At 60.3% G+C, this 17,772-nt stretch carries 18 protein-coding genes; 12 read left to right on the top strand and 6 right to left on the bottom strand.

Annotated elements, in window-relative coordinates:
• Nucleotides 1–34 precede the first annotated feature (34 nt).
• Together gluQRS and dksA are read right to left on the bottom strand one after the other, a co-directional pair.
• A complete protein-coding gene (gene gluQRS, locus PSH81_RS22885) occupies nucleotides 35–922 on the bottom strand; it encodes a tRNA glutamyl-Q(34) synthetase GluQRS (protein WP_305391532.1) in 888 nt (295 codons plus the stop codon).
• A gap of 83 nt (nucleotides 923–1,005) precedes the next feature.
• Complete coding sequence (gene dksA / locus PSH81_RS22880; protein ID WP_192298902.1) at nucleotides 1,006–1,449, bottom strand: RNA polymerase-binding protein DksA; 444 nt, start codon at nucleotides 1,447–1,449, stop codon at nucleotides 1,006–1,008.
• A gap of 318 nt (nucleotides 1,450–1,767) precedes the next feature.
• Here dksA and PSH81_RS22875 point away from each other — a divergent pair, with 318 nt between their 5' ends.
• Both PSH81_RS22875 and sfsA read left to right on the top strand, forming a co-directional pair.
• Nucleotides 1,768–2,940, top strand: coding sequence for a pyridoxal phosphate-dependent aminotransferase (locus PSH81_RS22875; RefSeq protein WP_226455718.1), 1,173 nt, complete (start codon nucleotides 1,768–1,770; stop codon nucleotides 2,938–2,940).
• Entirely contained in the window at nucleotides 2,940–3,650 is a 711-nt protein-coding gene (sfsA, locus tag PSH81_RS22870) for a DNA/RNA nuclease SfsA (RefSeq protein ID WP_305391531.1), read from the top strand. The genes PSH81_RS22875 and sfsA overlap by 1 nt, the downstream gene beginning before the upstream one ends.
• Here sfsA and PSH81_RS22865 read toward each other — a convergent pair.
• Nucleotides 3,647–3,964: a Rieske 2Fe-2S domain-containing protein gene (locus PSH81_RS22865; protein ID WP_305391530.1), complete on the bottom strand. Its 318-nt coding sequence runs from the start codon at nucleotides 3,962–3,964 to the stop codon at nucleotides 3,647–3,649. The genes sfsA and PSH81_RS22865 overlap by 4 nt on opposite strands.
• Before the next feature lie 155 nt (nucleotides 3,965–4,119).
• Between PSH81_RS22865 and PSH81_RS22860 the strand changes: the two genes are divergently transcribed.
• From PSH81_RS22860 to PSH81_RS22850, 3 genes are read left to right on the top strand one after another with little or no spacing between them, the layout of a single operon-like run.
• Complete coding sequence (locus PSH81_RS22860) at nucleotides 4,120–4,998, top strand: hemin ABC transporter substrate-binding protein (protein ID WP_305391529.1); 879 nt, start codon at nucleotides 4,120–4,122, stop codon at nucleotides 4,996–4,998.
• A 50-nt stretch (nucleotides 4,999–5,048) separates the two neighbouring features.
• Nucleotides 5,049–6,032 carry an iron ABC transporter permease gene (locus tag PSH81_RS22855; protein WP_305392801.1) on the top strand — a complete coding sequence of 328 codons (984 nt, stop codon included), beginning with the start codon at nucleotides 5,049–5,051 and terminating at the stop codon, nucleotides 6,030–6,032.
• Nucleotides 6,032–6,799, top strand: a complete 768-nt coding sequence (locus PSH81_RS22850) for a heme ABC transporter ATP-binding protein (protein WP_305391528.1) — start codon at nucleotides 6,032–6,034, stop codon at nucleotides 6,797–6,799. The genes PSH81_RS22855 and PSH81_RS22850 overlap by 1 nt, the downstream gene beginning before the upstream one ends.
• A 244-nt stretch (nucleotides 6,800–7,043) precedes the next feature.
• Here PSH81_RS22850 and PSH81_RS22845 read toward each other — a convergent pair whose 3' ends face one another.
• The 3 genes from PSH81_RS22845 to PSH81_RS22835 all read right to left on the bottom strand — a co-directional run bounded on the left by PSH81_RS22845 (nucleotide 7,044) and on the right by PSH81_RS22835 (nucleotide 9,514).
• Nucleotides 7,044–7,316: a TfoX/Sxy family protein gene (locus PSH81_RS22845; RefSeq protein WP_010562703.1), complete on the bottom strand. Its 273-nt coding sequence runs from the start codon at nucleotides 7,314–7,316 to the stop codon at nucleotides 7,044–7,046.
• Between the two features lie 203 nt (nucleotides 7,317–7,519).
• The gene (locus tag PSH81_RS22840; RefSeq protein ID WP_192298896.1) at nucleotides 7,520–7,864 is read right to left on the bottom strand and encodes a pentapeptide repeat-containing protein; all 345 of its coding nucleotides are present in this window, start codon (nucleotides 7,862–7,864) and stop codon (nucleotides 7,520–7,522) included.
• Between the two features lie 93 nt (nucleotides 7,865–7,957).
• Complete coding sequence (locus tag PSH81_RS22835; RefSeq protein ID WP_305391527.1) at nucleotides 7,958–9,514, bottom strand: bifunctional aminoglycoside phosphotransferase/ATP-binding protein; 1,557 nt, start codon at nucleotides 9,512–9,514, stop codon at nucleotides 7,958–7,960.
• 118 nt (nucleotides 9,515–9,632) lie between these two features.
• Between PSH81_RS22835 and mrcB the strand changes: the two genes are divergently transcribed.
• The 7 genes from mrcB to pssA all read left to right on the top strand — a co-directional run bounded on the left by mrcB (nucleotide 9,633) and on the right by pssA (nucleotide 17,753).
• Nucleotides 9,633–11,957, top strand: coding sequence for a penicillin-binding protein 1B (gene mrcB, locus PSH81_RS22830; protein ID WP_305391526.1), 2,325 nt, complete (start codon nucleotides 9,633–9,635; stop codon nucleotides 11,955–11,957).
• Nucleotides 11,958–11,973: 16 nt separating this feature from the next.
• Nucleotides 11,974–12,708: a M48 family metallopeptidase gene (locus PSH81_RS22825; protein WP_192298893.1), complete on the top strand. Its 735-nt coding sequence runs from the start codon at nucleotides 11,974–11,976 to the stop codon at nucleotides 12,706–12,708.
• On the top strand, nucleotides 12,708–13,037 hold the full coding sequence (locus PSH81_RS22820; protein WP_192298892.1) for a YqcC family protein: 330 nt from the start codon (nucleotides 12,708–12,710) through the stop codon (nucleotides 13,035–13,037). The genes PSH81_RS22825 and PSH81_RS22820 overlap by 1 nt, the downstream gene beginning before the upstream one ends.
• 431 nt (nucleotides 13,038–13,468) lie before the next feature.
• Nucleotides 13,469–15,193 (top strand): acetolactate synthase 3 large subunit, encoded by a 1,725-nt coding sequence (locus PSH81_RS22815; RefSeq protein ID WP_192298891.1) that lies wholly within the window; start codon nucleotides 13,469–13,471, stop codon nucleotides 15,191–15,193.
• Nucleotides 15,194–15,195: 2 nt separating this feature from the next.
• Complete coding sequence (ilvN, locus tag PSH81_RS22810) at nucleotides 15,196–15,687, top strand: acetolactate synthase small subunit (RefSeq protein WP_003176102.1); 492 nt, start codon at nucleotides 15,196–15,198, stop codon at nucleotides 15,685–15,687.
• 47 nt (nucleotides 15,688–15,734) lie between these two features.
• The gene (gene ilvC, locus PSH81_RS22805; RefSeq protein WP_003194132.1) at nucleotides 15,735–16,751 is read left to right on the top strand and encodes a ketol-acid reductoisomerase; all 1,017 of its coding nucleotides are present in this window, start codon (nucleotides 15,735–15,737) and stop codon (nucleotides 16,749–16,751) included.
• Nucleotides 16,752–16,895: 144 nt separating this feature from the next.
• Complete coding sequence (gene pssA, locus PSH81_RS22800; RefSeq protein ID WP_017734128.1) at nucleotides 16,896–17,753, top strand: CDP-diacylglycerol--serine O-phosphatidyltransferase; 858 nt, start codon at nucleotides 16,896–16,898, stop codon at nucleotides 17,751–17,753.
• Nucleotides 17,754–17,772 lie beyond the last annotated feature (19 nt).

Raw genomic sequence — 17,772 nt, 5'->3', positions numbered from 1 at the left:
ATGGTAACGGATGGTGGGCAAGCTGCAAGCGCCTTCAGCTCAATTGCGCTTCGGCCAGCGTGAGTGTGCGGGGGATCTGTGCCGCATCCCAGTGCTGGATGCCCCAATCAAGCAGTTCCCGTGGGCTGGCGTGCAACAGCTCGTCGCCGGGTTGCTGGCCGAGGGCGCGCAGTGCCCGCAGTAGCAAAGGCGTGGCCTGGTCTGGCGTCAGCGGTGGGGAGCGGTAGGACTTGCCCAGTTTGTTACCGTCCGGCTGGACGATCAGCGGTACGTGCAGGTAGCGCGGTTGGCGCAGGCCCAGCAGTTCTTGCAGATACAACTGGCGTGGCGTGGAGTCGAGCAGGTCGGCACCGCGGACAATATCGGTAACACCTTGCCAGGCGTCGTCGAGGACCACGGCCAGTTGATAGGCGTACAGGCCATCGCGGCGACGGATGATGAAGTCGCCGACATCGCGGCCCAGGTGCTGTCGGAATTCGCCCTGAACCCGGTCGGTAAAGTGATACTCCAGTTCCGGCACACGCAAACGGATTGCGGCATCTTGCTGATCGTGACCGGCGTTGCGACACAGGCCGGGATAGATCCCGTTGTAGGGCTCCAGCTGTTTGCGCGAGCACGTGCAGGCGTAGGCCAGGCCATGGTTGAACATATCGTTCAACACTTTGGCGTAGGCGTCATGCCGCTCGCTTTGTCGGACCAGTTCGCCGTCCCATTCGAAGCCGTAGCTTTCCAGCGCATGCAGGATGGCTGCCTGGGCGCCGGGCTCTTCACGGGGAGGGTCGAGGTCTTCCATACGCATGAGCCAGCGGCCTTGATTGGCGCGGGCGTCGAGGTAGGAGGCGAGGGCTGCGACCAGGGAGCCAAAGTGCAAATGGCCGCTGGGCGTGGGGGCGAAGCGCCCGATATAGGTAGAGGCTGTCATGGGCCGGATACTACTGGAAAAACGGTAAACGCCAGAAACAAAAATGGGGCGTTTGCACGCCCCATTCGTTCAGCTCGCAAGGATTACTTGCCGACCTGCTTTTCCTTGATTTCCGCAAGGTTCTTGCAGTCCACGCACATGTCTGCGGTAGGACGGGCCTCGAGGCGGCGAATACCGATCTCGATGCCGCAGGACTCGCACCAGCCGTATTCTTCGTCTTTGATCATTTGCAGTGTCTTGTCGATCTTCTTGATCAACTTGCGCTCGCGATCACGGGCGCGCAGTTCGAGGGCGAACTCTTCTTCCTGGCTGGCACGGTCTGCCGGGTCGGGGAAGTTGGCTGCTTCGTCCTTCATGTGGTCAACGGTACGGTCGACCTCCTGCATCAAGTCCTGTTTCCACTTGTTCAGGATCTTGGTGAAGTGCTCGCGCATGGGCTCGCCCATGTACTCTTCGCCCTTCTTTTCCACATAGGGTTCGAAGCCGCTGAGGCCTTGAGTCTGCTGTTGCTTTGCTTGGGTGGACATGAATAGACCGCCTCTCACTCTTCTAATCCATTGCGCAGGATTGCAACATCACCGACACCTGCCGGCCCTGCGGCTGCAAGCGGGCGAACTTACCAGATAGATTCGGGGTGCGCCACTCCCGGTTGTCGAGGCCGTGGCGAAGGCGTCGCAAACTGCGGCGGCCCGTCGTAGCTGGGCATGCACTGTCTCGAATCTTGATTTTAGTCGTTTTGCAGGCGCTTGCCCGGCCTGCGCGGATAGCCGGGCAGGCAATAGAACATGTTTTACCGCGTGGGTTCGGTAGAATCCGGATTTTGTCCTCACCGTTAAGGAAGGCTAATGGTCCAGCCCTACAGTGCGCGCAGTCGCGCCATCGAACCTTTTCATGTCATGGCGTTACTGGCACGTGCCAATGAGCTGCAGGCCGCCGGGCATGACGTGATCCACCTGGAAATCGGCGAGCCGGACTTCACCACCGCCGAGCCGATTATCCGTGCCGGCCAGGCGGCGCTGGCCAATGGCAAGACCCGTTACACCGCAGCCCGCGGCCTACCTGAGTTGCGCGAAGCGATCAGCGGTTTCTACCAGCAACGTTACGGCTTGAATATCGACCCGGAGCGCATCCTGATCACGCCTGGGGGCTCAGGTGCATTGTTGTTGGCCAGCAGCTTGTTGGTGGATCCGGGCAAGCACTGGTTGCTGGCCGACCCTGGCTACCCGTGCAACCGCCACTTCCTGCGGCTGGTGGAGGGCGCGGCGCAGTTGGTGCCGGTGGGCCCGGACGTGCGCTACCAACTGACCGCCGAGCTGGTGGCCAGGCATTGGGACCAGGACAGTGTGGGCGCGCTGGTCGCTTCCCCTGCCAACCCGACCGGCACCATTCTCACGCGCGACGAACTGGCTGGCTTGTCGACGGCAATCAAGGCGCGTCACGGTCACTTGGTGGTGGACGAGATTTACCACGGCCTCACCTACGGCACCGATGCCGCCAGCGTGCTCGAAGTGGACGATGACGCCTTCGTCCTGAATAGTTTTTCGAAGTATTTCGGCATGACCGGCTGGCGCCTGGGTTGGCTGGTAGCACCACCGGCTGCAGTCGGGGAGTTGGAGAAACTCGCGCAGAACCTCTACATCAGCGCACCCAGCATGGCCCAGCATGCCGCGCTCGCGTGTTTCACCCCGGACACCCTGAGCATCCTCGAGGAGCGCCGCGCCGAATTCGGCCGTCGTCGCGACTTCCTGCTGCCGGCCCTGCGTGAACTGGGTTTTGGCATTGCGGTTGAGCCGGAGGGGGCGTTCTATTTGTATGCCGATATCAGCGCGTTCGGTGGTGATGCCTTCGCGTTCTGTCGACACTTCCTTGAAACCGAACATGTGGCGTTTACGCCGGGGCTGGATTTCGGTCGCCATCAGGCCAGCCATCATGTGCGTTTTGCCTACACGCAAAACCTTGAGCGGCTACAAGAGGCGGTGGATCGGATCGCCCATGGGTTGCGGAGCTGGCAAGGCTGATGCGTTTTAATCCTCCCCTCGAAGAAGCGCGGCTGATCCGTCGTTACAAGCGCTTTCTCACCGATATCGAAACCGTTGGCGGCGAGTTGCTGACTATTCACTGCCCGAACACTGGCTCGATGCTCAACTGCATGGTGGAAGGCGGGCAGGTGTGGTTCAGTCGTTCCAATGACCCCAAGCGCAAGCTGCCCGGCACCTGGGAAATCGCCGAGACACCCCAGGGCCGCCTGGCCTGCGTCAATACGGCACGCGCCAATCAGTTGGTCGAGGAGGCGTTGCACGCCGGGGTGATCGCTGAGCTCAATGGCTTCACCGCACTCAAGCGTGAAGTGCCGTACGGCCAGGAGAAAAGCCGCATCGATTTTCGCCTGGAATACCCCGACGGTGTGGCTTATGTGGAAGTCAAAAGTGTCACCCTGGGCTTCGATGGCAGTGCGGTCGCGGCGTTCCCGGACGCGGTAACGCAGCGCGGAGCCAAGCATCTGCGCGAGTTGGCGCACTTGGCCCGCGAAGGGGTACGGGCGGTGCAGTTGTATTGCGTCAACCTCTCGGGGATTGAGGCGGTGCGCCCGGCCGTGGAAATTGATCCCGCTTACGCGGCGGCATTGCGTGAGGCCAAGGCTGCCGGTGTACAAGTGTTGGCGTATGGCGTACGGGTCACGCCGCAGGAAGTATGCGTAGAGCGTCGCCTGGACGTACTGCTCGACTAGAGTTCCACCCACAAGCCCTGTGCGTCTTCACGGCCGGGCAGGGCGGTGAGGCTTTGGCCGGCGCACGGGCCGTAGATGCACTCGCCACTTTCGATCAGGAACAAGGCGCCGTGGGTGGCGCACTTGATCAGGCTGGCGCTGGTGTCAAGGAACTGGTCCGGCTGCCATTCCAGCGGGATGCCGCGATGAGGGCAGCGATTGATGTAGAAGTAGGCAACGCCGTCACGGCGCACCACCAACAGTTTGCAGCCATCGATTTCAAAACCGCGGCTGCTGTCGGGGGCGAGGGTGTCGGAGGGGCAGAGAAACTTCATTTCAGTCCTTAAGTGCCTTGACGTTCAAATGCAAACAATTATCAAATGCAGGCTTCGCCCGTCAGCTGACTGGGCGCCCAGTACGATGCCCGGCAGGGATTATCTGTCACATCGATGAGTGCCCGTAAGGCCCGCCTTTGGAAGGAAACCCTGTTATGCGCTTGAGTGCCAGCGCTATTGCGCTTGTTGTCGGACTGCTGTTCAACCTCGGGGCACACGCCTCTGAACGGCCACAACGCTGGGTCAGTGCCGGTGGGGCGCTTTCGGAGTGGGTGACGGCCCTGGGGGGCGAGTCGAAGCTGGTGGGGGTGGACACCACAAGCCAGCATCCGGCCTCACTCAAGGCCTTGCCGAGTATTGGTTATCAACGACAACTGTCGGCGGAGGGCATCCTGAGCCTGCGTCCACAGATTCTGGTGGGCACCGAGGAGATGGGGCCGCCGCCGGTGCTGGCGCAGATCCGCAGCGCGGGCGTGCAGGTGGAGATGTTCTCGGCCCAGCCGGATCTGCCGACGCTGAAGGGCACCCTCCAGCACTTGGGCAAGTTGCTGGGTGATGAAGCCAAGGCCAATGAGTTGTTTAGCGGATATGAGCAGGCTCTGGATCAGCAGAAGAACTGGTTGACCAAGGCCCAAGCCACGCAAAAGGCCCCGGGTGTATTGCTGTTGCTCGGCCATTCGGGTGGCAAGCCGCTGATTGCCGGCAAGGATACGGCGGCGGACTGGGTGTTGCAGCAGGCCGGTGGACGCAACCTGGCGACCCACAGTGGTTACAAGCCGTTTTCGGTAGAGTCGCTGGCTGGCTTGAGCCCTGATGTGCTGGTGTTCTCTGATCGCGCCCTGAGCGGTGATGCGGCGCGGGCGGCCCTGTTCAGGGAGAACCCGATCCTGGCTGCAACCCCGGCGGCTAAAGGGGGACGGGTGTTTGAGCTGGACCCCACGCTCTTGGTCGGTGGGCTTGGGCCGCGCTTGCCGCAAAGCCTCAAGCAATTGTCCGCCGGGTTTTATCCGTCCCAGGCCAAGCCTGCCCCATGACCACTCTGGTTAAACCCAAGACGCTGTTTATCGGGCTGGCGCTGTTGTGTGTGTTGGCGATTTGGCTCTCATTGGCCCTGGGGCCGGTCAGCCTGCCGTTGTTGGATACGCTCCGCGCGGCTTTGCGCTTGATGGGCGCCCCTGTCGAGGCCCAAGGGCTGGAGCAGGCGGAGCTGATCCTGGGGCAGATCCGTTTGCCGCGTACGTTGCTGGGGCTGGCGGTGGGCGGGGTGCTCGCGTTGTCGGGCGTGGCGATGCAGGGCCTGTTTCGCAATCCGCTGGCGGACCCGGGGCTGGTCGGGGTGTCGAGCGGCGCGGCGTTGGGGGCGGCGATTGCGATTGTCGGCGGCGCTTTTTTTGGCGGTTTGCCGCAAGCGTTCGGCCCTTATTTGTTGTCATTGTGTGCGTTTCTCGGTGGCTTGGGGGTCACCGCACTGGTGTATCGGCTGGGGCGGCATAACGGGCAGACGAACGTCGCGACAATGCTGCTGGCCGGCATCGCTCTTACGGCGCTCGCGGGTTCGGCGGTGGGGCTGTTTACTTATCTGGCGGACGACGCCACCTTGCGCACCCTGACCTTCTGGAACCTGGGCAGCCTCAATGGCGCCAGCTATTCGCGGCTGTGGCCGTTGCTGCTGGTGAGTGCCGCTGTCGCGTTGTGGCTGCCGCGTCGGGCCAAGGCCTTGAATGCGCTGCTGCTGGGCGAGTCCGAGGCCAGCCATCTCGGGGTTGATGTTGAGCGGCTCAAGCGCGAGTTGGTGTTCTGTACGGCCCTCGGTGTGGGCGCAGCCGTGGCGGCGGCGGGGATGATCGGATTTGTCGGCTTGGTGGTGCCGCATCTGGTGCGATTGCTGGCGGGGCCGGATCATCGGGTGTTGCTGCCGGCGTCGGTGCTGGCGGGGGCGAGTTTGTTGCTGTTTGCCGACTTGGTGGCCAGGCTGGCTTTGGCGCCGGCGGAGTTGCCCATCGGTATTGTGACTGCGTTTATCGGCGCGCCATTTTTTCTCTACCTGTTGTTGCGGGGGCGTGCCTGATGCTGCGTGTGGAAGACCTGCAGATCCGTCGCGGCCGCAAAACCGTGCTGGCGGATGTCACCCTGGAGCTGCTGCCGGGTGAAGTACTCGGTGTGCTGGGCCCCAATGGCGCGGGCAAAAGCACGTTGCTCGGTGCGTTGTGCGGTGAGTTGCTGCCGGATCAGGGCGGCGTATGGTTGGATCAGCGCCCGCTGAGCGAGTGGAGTGGTTCGCAGCGCGCGCAACGTTTGGCGGTGTTGCCGCAGTCTTCGTCCCTGGAGTTTGCCTTTCGCGTCGAAGAAGTCGTGGGCATGGGCCGCTTGCCCCATCAGACCGGGCGGATGCGCGATGATGAAATCATCGCAGCGGCCCTGCTGGCGGCGGATGTCGGGCATTTGAGCGGTCGCAGTTATCTCGCCTTGTCCGGCGGCGAGCGTCAACGCGTGCACCTGGCGCGAGTCCTGGCGCAGCTGTGGCCGGGGGAGGCTGGGCAGACATTGTTGCTGGATGAGCCGACATCGATGCTCGACCCCTTGCATCAACATACGACCTTGCAGGCTATCCGCACCTTCGCCGATCGCGGCGCGGCAGTGTTGGTGATTCTTCACGACCTGAATCTGGCGGCGCGTTACTGTGACCGGATCTTGCTGCTGGAGGCGGGGCGTCCCCATGCCCTGGATACGCCAGCACAGGTGATGCAGCCGGAGCCGCTCAAGGCAGTGTTCGGTTTGGATGTGTTGGTACAGCCGCATCCGGAACGGGGGCATCCGCTGATCATTGCGCGCTGAAACGCACTTTTGCGCAGGCAAAAAAAGACCCGGCAAGAGCCGGGTCAAATAACCGTGATTAGCCTGATGAGGAGATAATCTGAGAGTCCGAACCAATGGTCTTTCAGTTATCGGCTGATCTCGCGACCAGTTGTGATAATCATAACGATTCTCATTTGAGAGTCAACATTTGTTTTTGCATGCATTCGTGCTTTTCTCAAACGCTCGTTCGTAACCCCCGTCAACCCTGGCTCTGACCGTCGCGCTAATTCTTCTGGCGCGCCGAGATAGCATCCAATTGACGGTTCAACGCTTCCTTGCGCTCGGCTGGAATGTCATTCCAGTGAACATCCATCAACGCCCCTTCAATTGCATACAGCAAGACTTTCGATGCGCGGAACCCGCGAGTCCGTACAGCTCGGTAGGCGTCGACCGCGCCCAGGCGTCGCAGGTCGGACGCACTGTGGATGCCCACCGCATGCAGCCATTGTGCTGACGTCTTGCCGAGGTTTTTCAGGTGTTGCAGCTCATCGTTCATCAAGCCTCCTTGCGACGGCCGAATGGTGCGGTGGGTATCGTGACCAGGCAAGCCTGAAAAGGAGTGTAGCGCTCAGTAGGAAAAGCGTAGTTCTTTGGCCTGAAACGGCCTAAAAGCTTATAAGAATGGTGCGGGGATTTTTTGCAGGGCAGGGATGGAGCACCCCGGAGCACTGAATGTGTCCGGGGCTTTACGGCAGGGAATTACTTGGTGCGATAACGCAGGCGTGTACCGAAATTGACCGACATGAGGATCTCGTCGGCGGTCAGTTCGGGCGGGAAGTAAGTACCGGAGATCTGTGCATGGGCCAGGCTGGCGCCTTCGAGCGAGCACTCGCGCAGATCCAGGCCGCGTAAATCGGCCGAGCGGAAATAGGCGTCGGTGAAGTCCACGCCCGCGGCTTCCAGTTCGCGTAAATCCAGCCCTCGGAAGTCGCCACCGCGCATGTCGATCGTGCCGCCTTTTGGGCGCTCCAGGTTGAAGCCGCGAATATCGTCTTTATGCAGGAGCGAGTAGAGCGGTGTATCAAGAAGCTTCGGCTGACTCATGATGGCAACTCCTGTTAGTTTTATGACGCCATTATAGTGCCACTATTGCTTGGCCGTGCGCCGAAAGTCGGTGACACGGCCAAGAAATTTTTCTTACAGCCCAGGCAGGCGCTGACGGATGTGCGCGACCAAAGCGTCCAGTGTCCCGCTTTCATTGGTTTCGACGCGTTTGCTCAGGAGCAGTTCCTCGGCGCTCAGTGGTTCGCGGTTGGCCTGTTGCTCTTCGATAATGGCCAGTGTTGCGTCGGACGGATCGTTTTTGTCGGCCTGACGTTGTGCCAACCAGCTCTCGATAACGGCTTGTGGTGCGTTGCAGTCCAGGATCAGGAACGGTGCGCCGGTGGCTTCGGCAACCTTGGCGGCGGCGTCGCGTTGTGTGCGCTTGAGGAACGTGGCATCCAGCACTACCGGGAAACCGGCGCGCAGCACGATATCGGCGATTTCATTCAAGCGCGCGTAGGTGGCAGCGCTTGCATCGGCTGCGTAGATACCGGCCTTGGGTGTGTTCTCGACCTGCTGCTCGCCGAACAGGCGTTTGCGTTCCACATCCGAGCGCAGGCGCACGGCACCCAGTGCCTCTACCAGGCGCATGGCCACCTGGCTTTTGCCCACCGCGGAAACGCCGTGGGTAATTGCCAGGAACCGCGAAGGAATGGTGCTGTAGCTTTCTGCCAGGTTGGCGTAGTTGCGGTACTGGCGCAGGCTGCTGGCGCGTTGCACCGGGCTGGCGTCGCCCGGCATGCTGAACAGCGCGATCTTGGCGCGTACCAGGGCACGGTAGGCTTTATAGAAGTTCAGCACTTCGAGGCCCTGGTAGTCGCCGGTCAGTTCCAGGTATTGGCTGATAAAACGCCGTGCCAGGGATTTGAGGCCACGGTCTTCCAGGTCCATCGCGAGGAAACCGGTATCCGCGTACACGTCGGTGAAACGGAACGGCTCGTTGAACTCGATGCAGTCGAAGATCACCACCTGGCCGTCGATCAAGGTGGCGTTGCCCAGGTGGATGTCGCCGTGGCATTCACGGGTGAAGCCGTCCTGCTTGCGCTGGATGAACAGTGGCTTGAGGCGTTCGAAGCTGCTTTCGGCCCAGGCTTGCAACGCGTCGAGTTGAATCAGGTCGGCCTTGTCGCTGAGGAAGGGACGGATCTGGTCGAAGTTCTGGCGCACTGGTGCCATCACCTCGTCCGGAGTGCCGGCCGGGTGGTCTTGCGCAACTTTCGGTGCCGTCAGGTGGAACTGTGCGATCTGTTTGGCCATCTCATCGATGTGCGCGCTGGTCAGTTCGCCGTTGGCTTGCAAGGTGCTGAGCAGTTGGCTTTGCGGGAACTGGCGCATTTTCAGCGCGTACTCGATGACCGGGCCTTCACCGCCCAGTTGTGGGGCTTCGGCGGTGCCAGTGATCGGCAGCACCTCAAGATACAAATCCTTGGTCAGGCGCTCGTTGAGGCGCAGCTCTTCCCGGCAGAAATGGCCGCGATCATCCAGGGCCGTGAAGTCCAGAAAGCCGAAGTTCATCGGTTTCTTCAGTTTATAAGCGTAGGGCCCAGTGAGTATGACCCAGGAAATGTGGGTCTCGATCACTTGGAATTCTTCAACCGGATGAGGGTACAAAGCCGGGTTTTGCAGGGCTGCGATCAGGGACTGGCTCACGGGCGATCCTTCAAAGACTGGGGGAAATCATGGCGGGCATTATGGCTGCTGATGTCTGCCGTGCAAACCGCTGTCCGGCTCATGTTGATCATCAATAAAGTGCGTATAATCCGCCGCCATGACTCGAACCCGATCTCCCCGTTCCCGTAAAAAACCTCCTTCCCGTGGCCTGCGCCCTTGGCTGGGCTGGGCGCTCAAGCTCAGCCTGGTGGGCCTTGTGGTCCTCGCCGGCTTCGCCGTGTATCTCGATGCCGTGGTGCAGGAGAAGTTCTCCGGCAAGCGCTGGACCATCCCGGCCAAGGTGTATGCGCGTCCATTGGAATTGTTCAATGGCCAGAAGCTGAGCAAGGATGACTTCCTCACCGAGCTTGATGCCTTGGGCTATCGCCGTGAGCCCGTGAGCAACGGCCCGGGCGCCGCTGCCGTCAGCGGCAATACCGTCGACCTGAACACCCGTGGCTTCCAGTTCTATGAAGGTCTGGAAAAAGCCCAGCCGGTGCGCGTGCGTTTCTCCGGCGACTATGTGGCCGAGTTGTCTTCCCTCAACGGTTCGAAGCTGCCGGTAGTGCGTCTGGAACCGCTGATGATCGGCGGGATTTATCCGAAGAACCTTGAAGATCGCATCCTGATCAAGCTCGACCAGGTGCCGCCGTACCTGCTCGAAACCCTGGTCGCCGTAGAAGACCGCGATTTCTACAGCCACTGGGGCGTCTCGCCGAAGTCGATTGCCCGTGCCATCTGGGTGAACACCTCCGGCGGCAAGATGACCCAGGGCGGCAGTACGCTGACGCAACAGTTGGTGAAGAACTTCTACCTGACCAACGAGCGCAGCCTGACCCGTAAGCTCACCGAAGCCATGATGGCGATGCTGCTGGAAGTGCATTACAGCAAGCAGGAAATCCTCGAGGCGTACCTCAATGAGGTGTTCGTCGGCCAGGATGGTCAGCGCGCGGTGCATGGTTTCGGTCTGGCCAGCCAGTTCTTCTTTGGCCAGCCGCTGTCCGAGCTGAAGCTGCATCAGGTCGCTTTGCTGGTGGGGATGGTCAAGGGCCCGTCCTACTACAACCCGCGTCGCAACCCGGAGCGTGCGCTGGAGCGTCGTAACCTGGTGCTTGATGTGCTTGAGCAGCAGGGCGTTGCCACTGCAGAACAAGTGGCTGCGGCGAAGAAGATGCCGCTGGGCGTGACCACGCGCGGCAAGTTGGCTGACAGTTCGTTCCCGGGCTTTATCGACCTGGTCAAGCGCCAGTTGCGTGAAGACTATCGCGACGAAGACTTGACCGAAGAGGGCCTGCGTATCTTCACCAGTTTCGACCCGATCCTGCAGATGAAGGCCGAGGCGTCGGTAAATGACACCTTCAAGCGCATGACCGGCCGCAAAGGCGCCGACGAAGTTGAAGCGGCCATGGTCGTGACCAACCCGGAGACCGGCGAGGTCCAGGCCCTGGTTGGCAGTCGCCTGGCCAGCTTTGCCGGGTTCAACCGCGCGCTGGATGCGGTGCGACCGATCGGCTCGCTGGTCAAGCCGGCGGTTTACCTGACCGCGCTGGAGAAGCCGAGCAAATACACGCTGACCAGTTGGTTGTCGGATGATCCGCTGTCGGTCAAAGGCGGGGATGGCCAGGTGTGGACGCCGCAAAACTTCGACCGCCGTTCCCACGGCACGGTTTTCCTGTACCAGGGCCTGGCGCACTCCTACAACATCTCCACTTCACGCCTTGGGCTTGAAGTGGGCGTGCCGAACGTGTTGAAAACCCTCGCACGCCTGGGCATTACCCGTGAGTTCCCGGCCTTCCCGTCGATCCTGTTGGGTGCCGGTGCGATGACGCCGATGGAAGTCGCGACGATGTACCAGACCCTGGCCAACGGCGGTTTCAATACGCCGATGCGTGGGATTCGGAGCGTGCTGACTGCCGAAGGCGAGCCGCTCAAGCGTTATCCGTTCCAGATCCAGCAGCGTTTCGATGCAGGCTCCATCTACCTGATCCAGAACGCCATGCAGCGCGTGATGCGTGAAGGTACGGGCGCCTCGGTCTATAGGGTGCTGCCGTCGAACCTGACACTGGCGGGCAAGACCGGCACCAGTAACGATTCGCGCGACAGCTGGTTCGCCGGTTTCGGCCAGGATGTGCTGGCGGTGGTGTGGATGGGCCGTGATGATAACGGCAAGACTCCGTTCACCGGCGCGACAGGTGCGTTGCAGGTCTGGACCAGTTTCATGCGCAAGGCCGACCCGCTGCCGTTGAACATGCCGCAGCCGGACAACATCGTGCAGGCCTGGATTGATCCGCACACGGGGCAGGGCTCTGACGCCAACTGTCCGGGTGCGGTACAGATGCCGTATATTCGCGGCAGCGAGCCACCACCCGGCGCCGCGTGCGGTGGCAGTTTGCCTGCTGACGCGGAGTCGGTGATGGATTGGGTCAAGGGCTGGATGAATTAAGCGAAGAGGGTTTCACGTGAACAAGTGGTTGTTTCCAGCTATTACAACTCTGGCTTTGCTCGGTGGTTGCTCCAGCGTGCAGCGCGGCTCCATCCCCGTGGTGGATTCGAGCACCGCTGTCTCCAACAGCGACCGTATCTCGGCCAATGGCGGTTTCCGCCAGACCGTGACCAACCGTCCCGCCCAGGCCCGGCCGCAGGCTGTGCCGCAGGATTCGGGCGTGGTGGTGATGGTGCCGGGTGCTGGCGCCGCGACATCGGCGCCCATCAGTGCCGAGCCGTGGACGCCGGGGCCAAGCACTTCCGGCCCGATCGATTCCACGCCGATCCAGTCGGCGCCGATCAACCAGGGCACCTACAATATGCCGTCGACGCCGAGTGGCATTCCGTCGTCGTCCAATTCCGGCGGCCTGTCGGCCGACGAGCAACTGGACGGCCCGGTGCTGGCGTTGTTGACCACTGCCCAGCAACAGCAGGCCGGTGGCGATTTGAACGGCGCATCGTCGAGTCTTGAGCGCGCCCAGCGTGTGGCACCTCGTGAGCCGCAAGTGTTGTATCGCCTGGCCCAGGTGCGCATGGCCCAGGGTGATGCGCCACAAGCCGAGCAGTTCGCCCGTCGTGGCCTGACGCTGGCCAATGGTCGCCCCGACCTGCAAGCCAACCTGTGGGCCCTGATCGGCGACGCGCGCGCCGCCCAGGGTGATGCCGCCGGTGCTGCTCAGGCGCGGCAGAAAGGCAAGGTCACGTACTGATGGATGCACGGTTTCCCGCAATTGCCGAGCAATTATTGCTGATCGAGCGCGAATTGCGCGTGCAGGGCTGGTGGGACGAGGTGTCCCCCGGCATTGAAGCGCTCAGCAGTGTCGAGCCGTTTTCGGTGGATACCCTGGACTTCCACCAGTGGCTGCAATGGATCTTCCTGGTGCGCATGAAGCAGATCCTCGAACAGGACCTGCCGCTGCCCAACGCCTCGGGGATCCTGGAGATGGCGGAAATGGTCTACGCCGACCGTCCGCGTGAGAGCCTCGGATTGCGTAACGCGCTGAAAAAGTTCGACCAATTGATCGTCGACGCTCGTTAATTGCCTGACTGCCGGGTTTTCCGGCAGTCTTGCGCACATTTCTACCGCTTGACGACATTCAGGCGAGTTTTATCCCTCCTCAAAGCCCTTTCTTCTACGTTCTCATGCGCTTAGTTGGAAAAAAGCGCAATTATTGCTTGACTTGAACGGCCTGAAACAGAAGAATCCAAAGTCCGCTGTATCGGGACTGCCAGAAGCAGGCCCGCTCAGCAGATCATGAGGCGCACACCCGCGCCGACCTGTTACACCCGCAACGCGTTACCTCGCGCTGGGTGGGAAAAGCCCGCAACACTTGGGACGATCCCAATACTTGCTCAGTCAGTGCTGACGTAGTCGGCGACCACCGTCGCTCATGCTCTGTTGAGAAGTAAACCTATTAAGACCCGTCGGTTTTCAACGGACGGTATTCTGGCGTTTTAGAGGTGAACAACGTGGAGCTTTTATCTGGCGGTGAGATGCTCGTCCGCTTTTTGCGTGACGAAGGCGTCGACTATATCTACGGGTACCCAGGTGGTGCTCTGCTGCATGTCTACGACGCACTGTTCAAGGAACCGGCTGTCAACCACATCCTGGTTCGCCACGAACAGGCCGCGACCCATATGGCGGACGGTTACGCCCGTGCCACCGGCAAGGCCGGCGTGGTACTGGTAACGTCCGGCCCAGGCGCAACCAATGCCATTACCGGCATCGCGACTGCTTATATGGATTCTATTCCGATGGTGATCATTTCCGGTCAGGTGCCAAGCACCATGGTCGGCACTGACGCATTCCAGGAAACCGACATGATCGGTATTTCCCGGCCGATCGTGAAACACAGCTTCATGATCAAGCACGCCTCGGAAATCCCGGAAGTCATGAAAAAGGCGTTCTACCTCGCACAGTCCGGTCGCCCGGGCCCTGTGGTGGTCGACATTCCAAAAGACATGACCAACCCGGCGGAAAAATTCGAATACGTCTTCCCGAAAAAAGCCAAGCTGCGCTCCTACAGCCCGGCCGTCCGTGGGCATTCGGGGCAAATCCGCAAGGCGGCAGAAATGCTCCTGGCGGCCAAGCGTCCCGTACTGTACTCGGGTGGTGGCGTGATTCTCGGTGGTGGTTCCGCACCGCTGACCGAACTGGCCAAGCTGCTCAACCTGCCGGTAACCAATACCTTGATGGGCCTCGGCGCATTTCCGGGTACCGACCGTCAGTTCGTCGGCATGCTCGGCATGCACGGCAGCTACACCGCCAACCTGACCATGCACCACGCCGACGTGATCCTGGCCGTGGGCGCTCGTTTCGATGACCGTGTGATCAACGGCGCGAGCAAATTCTGCCCGAATGCCAAGATCATCCACATCGACATCGACCCGGCGTCCATCTCCAAGACCATCAAGGCCGACGTGCCGATCGTGGGTCCTGTAGAAAGCGTATTGACCGAAATGGTCGCTGCGCTCAAGGACATCGGCGAAACGCCGAACAAGGAATCCGTTGCCAGTTGGTGGAAACAGATCGACGAATGGCGCGGTGATCGCGGCCTGTTCCCTTACGACAAGGGTGACGGCAGCATCATCAAGCCACAGACCGTGATCGAGACCCTGTGCGAAGTGACCAAGGGCGACGCCTTTGTGACCTCCGACGTGGGCCAGCACCAGATGTTCGCCGCGCAGTACTACAAGTTCGACAAGCCAAACCGCTGGATCAACTCCGGTGGCCTGGGCACGATGGGCTTTGGTTTCCCTGCGGCCATGGGTGTGAAACTGAGCTTCCCGGACAGCGACGTCGCGTGCGTCACCGGCGAGGGCAGTATCCAGATGAACATCCAGGAACTGTCGACGTGCCTGCAATACGGTCTTCCAGTGAAGATCGTGTGCTTGAACAACGGCGTACTGGGCATGGTTCGCCAGTGGCAGGACATGAGCTACAACAGCCGTCACTCCCATTCCTACATGGAATCGCTGCCGGACTTCGTCAAGCTGGTTGAAGCCTATGGCCATGTCGGCATTCGCATCACCGATCTGAAAGATCTGAAGCCGAAGATGGAAGAAGCGTTCGCCATGAAGGATCGCCTGGTGTTCATCGATATCAAGGTGGATACCAGTGAGCACGTCTACCCGATGCAGATCAAAGACGGCTCTATGCGCGACATGTGGCTGAACAAGACGGAGCGTACTTAATCATGCGGCACATTATCTCCCTGCTTCTGGAGAACGAACCCGGCGCTCTGTCTCGTGTTGTCGGCCTGTTTTCGCAACGTAACTACAACATCGAAAGCCTGACCGTGGCCCCGACCGAAGACCCGACCCTGTCGCGTCTGACGTTGACCACCGTGGGTCACGATGAGGTGATCGAGCAGATCACCAAGAACCTCAACAAGCTGATCGAAGTGGTCAAGCTGGTCGACCTGTCGGAAAGTGCCCACATTGAGCGCGAGCTGATGCTGGTTAAAGTCAAGGCCACGGGCGCCCAACGTGCCGAGATCAAGCGCACTACCGATATTTATCGCGGGCAGATCGTCGATGTGAGCGCCAGCGTTTATACCGTTCAACTGACCGGTACAAGCGACAAGCTGGACAGCTTCATCCAGTCGATCGGGACGGCCTCGATTCTGGAAACGGTACGCAGTGGTGTCACCGGCATTGCCCGTGGCGACAAAGTACTCAGCATCTAAACCAAATTAGCGAATGGCCTTACGGCCTGGATATATAGAGGAACCTCATGAAAGTTTATTACGATAAAGATTGTGACCTGTCGATCATCCAGGGCAAGAAAGTCGCCATCATCGGCTACGGCTCCCAGGGTCACGCGCAAGCTTGCAACCTGAAAGATTCCGGCGTTGACGTGACTGTTGGCCTGCGCAAAGGCTCGGCCACTGTTGCCAAGGCAGAAGCCCATGGCCTGAAAGTGACTGACGTTGCTTCCGCTGTTGCTGCTGCCGACCTGGTCATGATCCTGACCCCGGACGAGTTCCAGTCCTCGCTGTACAAGAACGAAATCGAGCCGAACATCAAGAAGGGCGCCACCCTGGCCTTCTCCCACGGCTTCGCGATCCACTACAACCAGGTTGTGCCGCGTGCTGACCTCGACGTGATCATGATCGCGCCGAAAGCACCGGGTCACACCGTGCGTTCCGAGTTCGTCAAAGGCGGCGGTATCCCTGACCTGATCGCGATCTACCAAGACGCATCGGGCAACGCCAAAAACGTTGCGCTGTCCTACGCAGCAGGCGTGGGTGGTGGTCGTACTGGCATCATCGAAACCACCTTCAAGGACGAGACTGAAACCGACCTGTTCGGCGAGCAAGCCGTTCTGTGCGGCGGTACCGTTGAGCTGGTGAAAGCTGGCTTCGAAACTCTGGTTGAAGCTGGCTACGCGCCAGAAATGGCCTACTTCGAGTGCTTGCACGAACTGAAGCTGATCGTTGACCTCATGTACGAAGGCGGTATCGCCAACATGAACTACTCGATCTCCAACAACGCCGAATACGGCGAATACGTCACTGGCCCGGAAGTGATCAACGCCGAGTCCCGTCAGGCTATGCGCAACGCCCTGAAACGTATTCAGGACGGCGAATACGCCAAAATGTTCATCAGCGAAGGCGCTACCGGCTACCCTTCGATGACCGCCAAGCGTCGTAACAACGCCGCTCACGGTATCGAAGTCATCGGCGAGCAACTGCGCTCCATGATGCCGTGGATCGGTGCCAACAAGATCGTCGACAAAGCCAAAAACTAAGTCGTACGGATCAAGGGAGAACGCGGCTTAGGCCGCGTTTTTTCGTTTGGGGGGCAGGTTCTGGTATAAAGCTGCATCGTTTGCGGGCGAACACTCGCCGCAAGTATCTGTCGAATTTTTTCACACCGTTGCAAGGTAAAGTCCATGAGCGAACGTCCCGAAGAGCCAAACCAGGCTCCTGACGCCGAAAGCCTGCTACCGATCGATGAGCATGTCGAAGAAGGGCATGACGCGGAGGGCCGCAAGGTCCGGCATCGTGGCATCTATCTGCTGCCCAATCTGTTCACTACGGCGAACCTGTTTGCCGGGTTCTATTCCATCATCAACTCCATGAGCGCCCAAAGTGCGCTGGCAGCGGGTGATGCGGTGAGTGCCAGCAAATACTTCGGTTTTGCTGCCATCGCAATCTTTGTTGCCATGGTGCTCGACGGCCTTGATGGGCGTGTGGCGCGCATGACCAATACCCAAAGTGCCTTCGGTGCCGAGTATGACTCGCTGTCGGACATGGTTGCCTTTGGTGTTGCGCCTGCGTTGCTGGCGTTTGCCTGGGCGCTGGGTGATATGGGCAAGGTCGGCTGGATGGTCGCCTTTATCTATGTCGCCGGGGCTGCATTGCGCCTGGCGCGTTTCAATACCCAGGTTGGGACCGCTGACAAGCGTTACTTCATTGGTCTGGCCAGCCCGGCTGCAGCAGGTGTGGTGGCGGGTATCGTCTGGGCATTCAGTGACTACGGTATCCAGGGTTCGAAGATGTCGTTCCTGGTGGCCTTGATGGTTGCGGCCGCTGGCATGCTGATGGTCAGCAACATCAAGTACAACAGCTTCAAGGAACTGGATCTCAAGGGGCGCGTGCCTTTTGTGGCAATCCTGGCCGTTGTGCTGGTGTTTGCAGTGGTCTTCAGTGATCCTCCGCGGATCCTGCTGCTGGCGTTCCTGGTCTATGCCGCGTCGGGCCCGGTTCAGTACTTGCTGCATCTGCGTCGGGACAAAACATTGCCTTAATGTAATTTCCCCCATACTC

Source organism: Pseudomonas sp. FP2335 (genome assembly GCF_030687535.1).
In the GTDB taxonomy this organism is placed as follows: Bacteria; Pseudomonadota; Gammaproteobacteria; order Pseudomonadales; family Pseudomonadaceae; genus Aquipseudomonas.
The sequence above is the reverse complement of the archived record's forward strand: the minus strand, read 5'-3'. Positions and strand labels throughout refer to the sequence as shown.

Excerpts from the sequence above, each read along its gene's own strand:
- gluQRS (WP_305391532.1), bottom strand. The coding sequence starts at position 922 with ATGACAGCCTCTACCTATATCGGGCGCTTCGCCCCCACGCCCAGCGGC.
- dksA (WP_192298902.1), bottom strand. The coding sequence starts at position 1,449 with ATGTCCACCCAAGCAAAGCAACAGCAGACTCAAGGCCTCAGCGGCTTC.
- PSH81_RS22875 (WP_226455718.1), top strand. The coding sequence starts at position 1,768 with ATGGTCCAGCCCTACAGTGCGCGCAGTCGCGCCATCGAACCTTTTCAT.
- sfsA (WP_305391531.1), top strand. The coding sequence starts at position 2,940 with ATGCGTTTTAATCCTCCCCTCGAAGAAGCGCGGCTGATCCGTCGTTAC.
- PSH81_RS22865 (WP_305391530.1), bottom strand. The coding sequence starts at position 3,964 with ATGAAGTTTCTCTGCCCCTCCGACACCCTCGCCCCCGACAGCAGCCGC.
- PSH81_RS22860 (WP_305391529.1), top strand. The coding sequence starts at position 4,120 with ATGCGCTTGAGTGCCAGCGCTATTGCGCTTGTTGTCGGACTGCTGTTC.
- PSH81_RS22850 (WP_305391528.1), top strand. The coding sequence starts at position 6,032 with ATGCTGCGTGTGGAAGACCTGCAGATCCGTCGCGGCCGCAAAACCGTG.
- PSH81_RS22845 (WP_010562703.1), bottom strand. The coding sequence starts at position 7,316 with ATGAACGATGAGCTGCAACACCTGAAAAACCTCGGCAAGACGTCAGCA.
- PSH81_RS22840 (WP_192298896.1), bottom strand. The coding sequence starts at position 7,864 with ATGAGTCAGCCGAAGCTTCTTGATACACCGCTCTACTCGCTCCTGCAT.
- mrcB (WP_305391526.1), top strand. The coding sequence starts at position 9,633 with ATGACTCGAACCCGATCTCCCCGTTCCCGTAAAAAACCTCCTTCCCGT.
- PSH81_RS22820 (WP_192298892.1), top strand. The coding sequence starts at position 12,708 with ATGGATGCACGGTTTCCCGCAATTGCCGAGCAATTATTGCTGATCGAG.
- ilvN (WP_003176102.1), top strand. The coding sequence starts at position 15,196 with ATGCGGCACATTATCTCCCTGCTTCTGGAGAACGAACCCGGCGCTCTG.
- ilvC (WP_003194132.1), top strand. The coding sequence starts at position 15,735 with ATGAAAGTTTATTACGATAAAGATTGTGACCTGTCGATCATCCAGGGC.
- pssA (WP_017734128.1), top strand. The coding sequence starts at position 16,896 with ATGAGCGAACGTCCCGAAGAGCCAAACCAGGCTCCTGACGCCGAAAGC.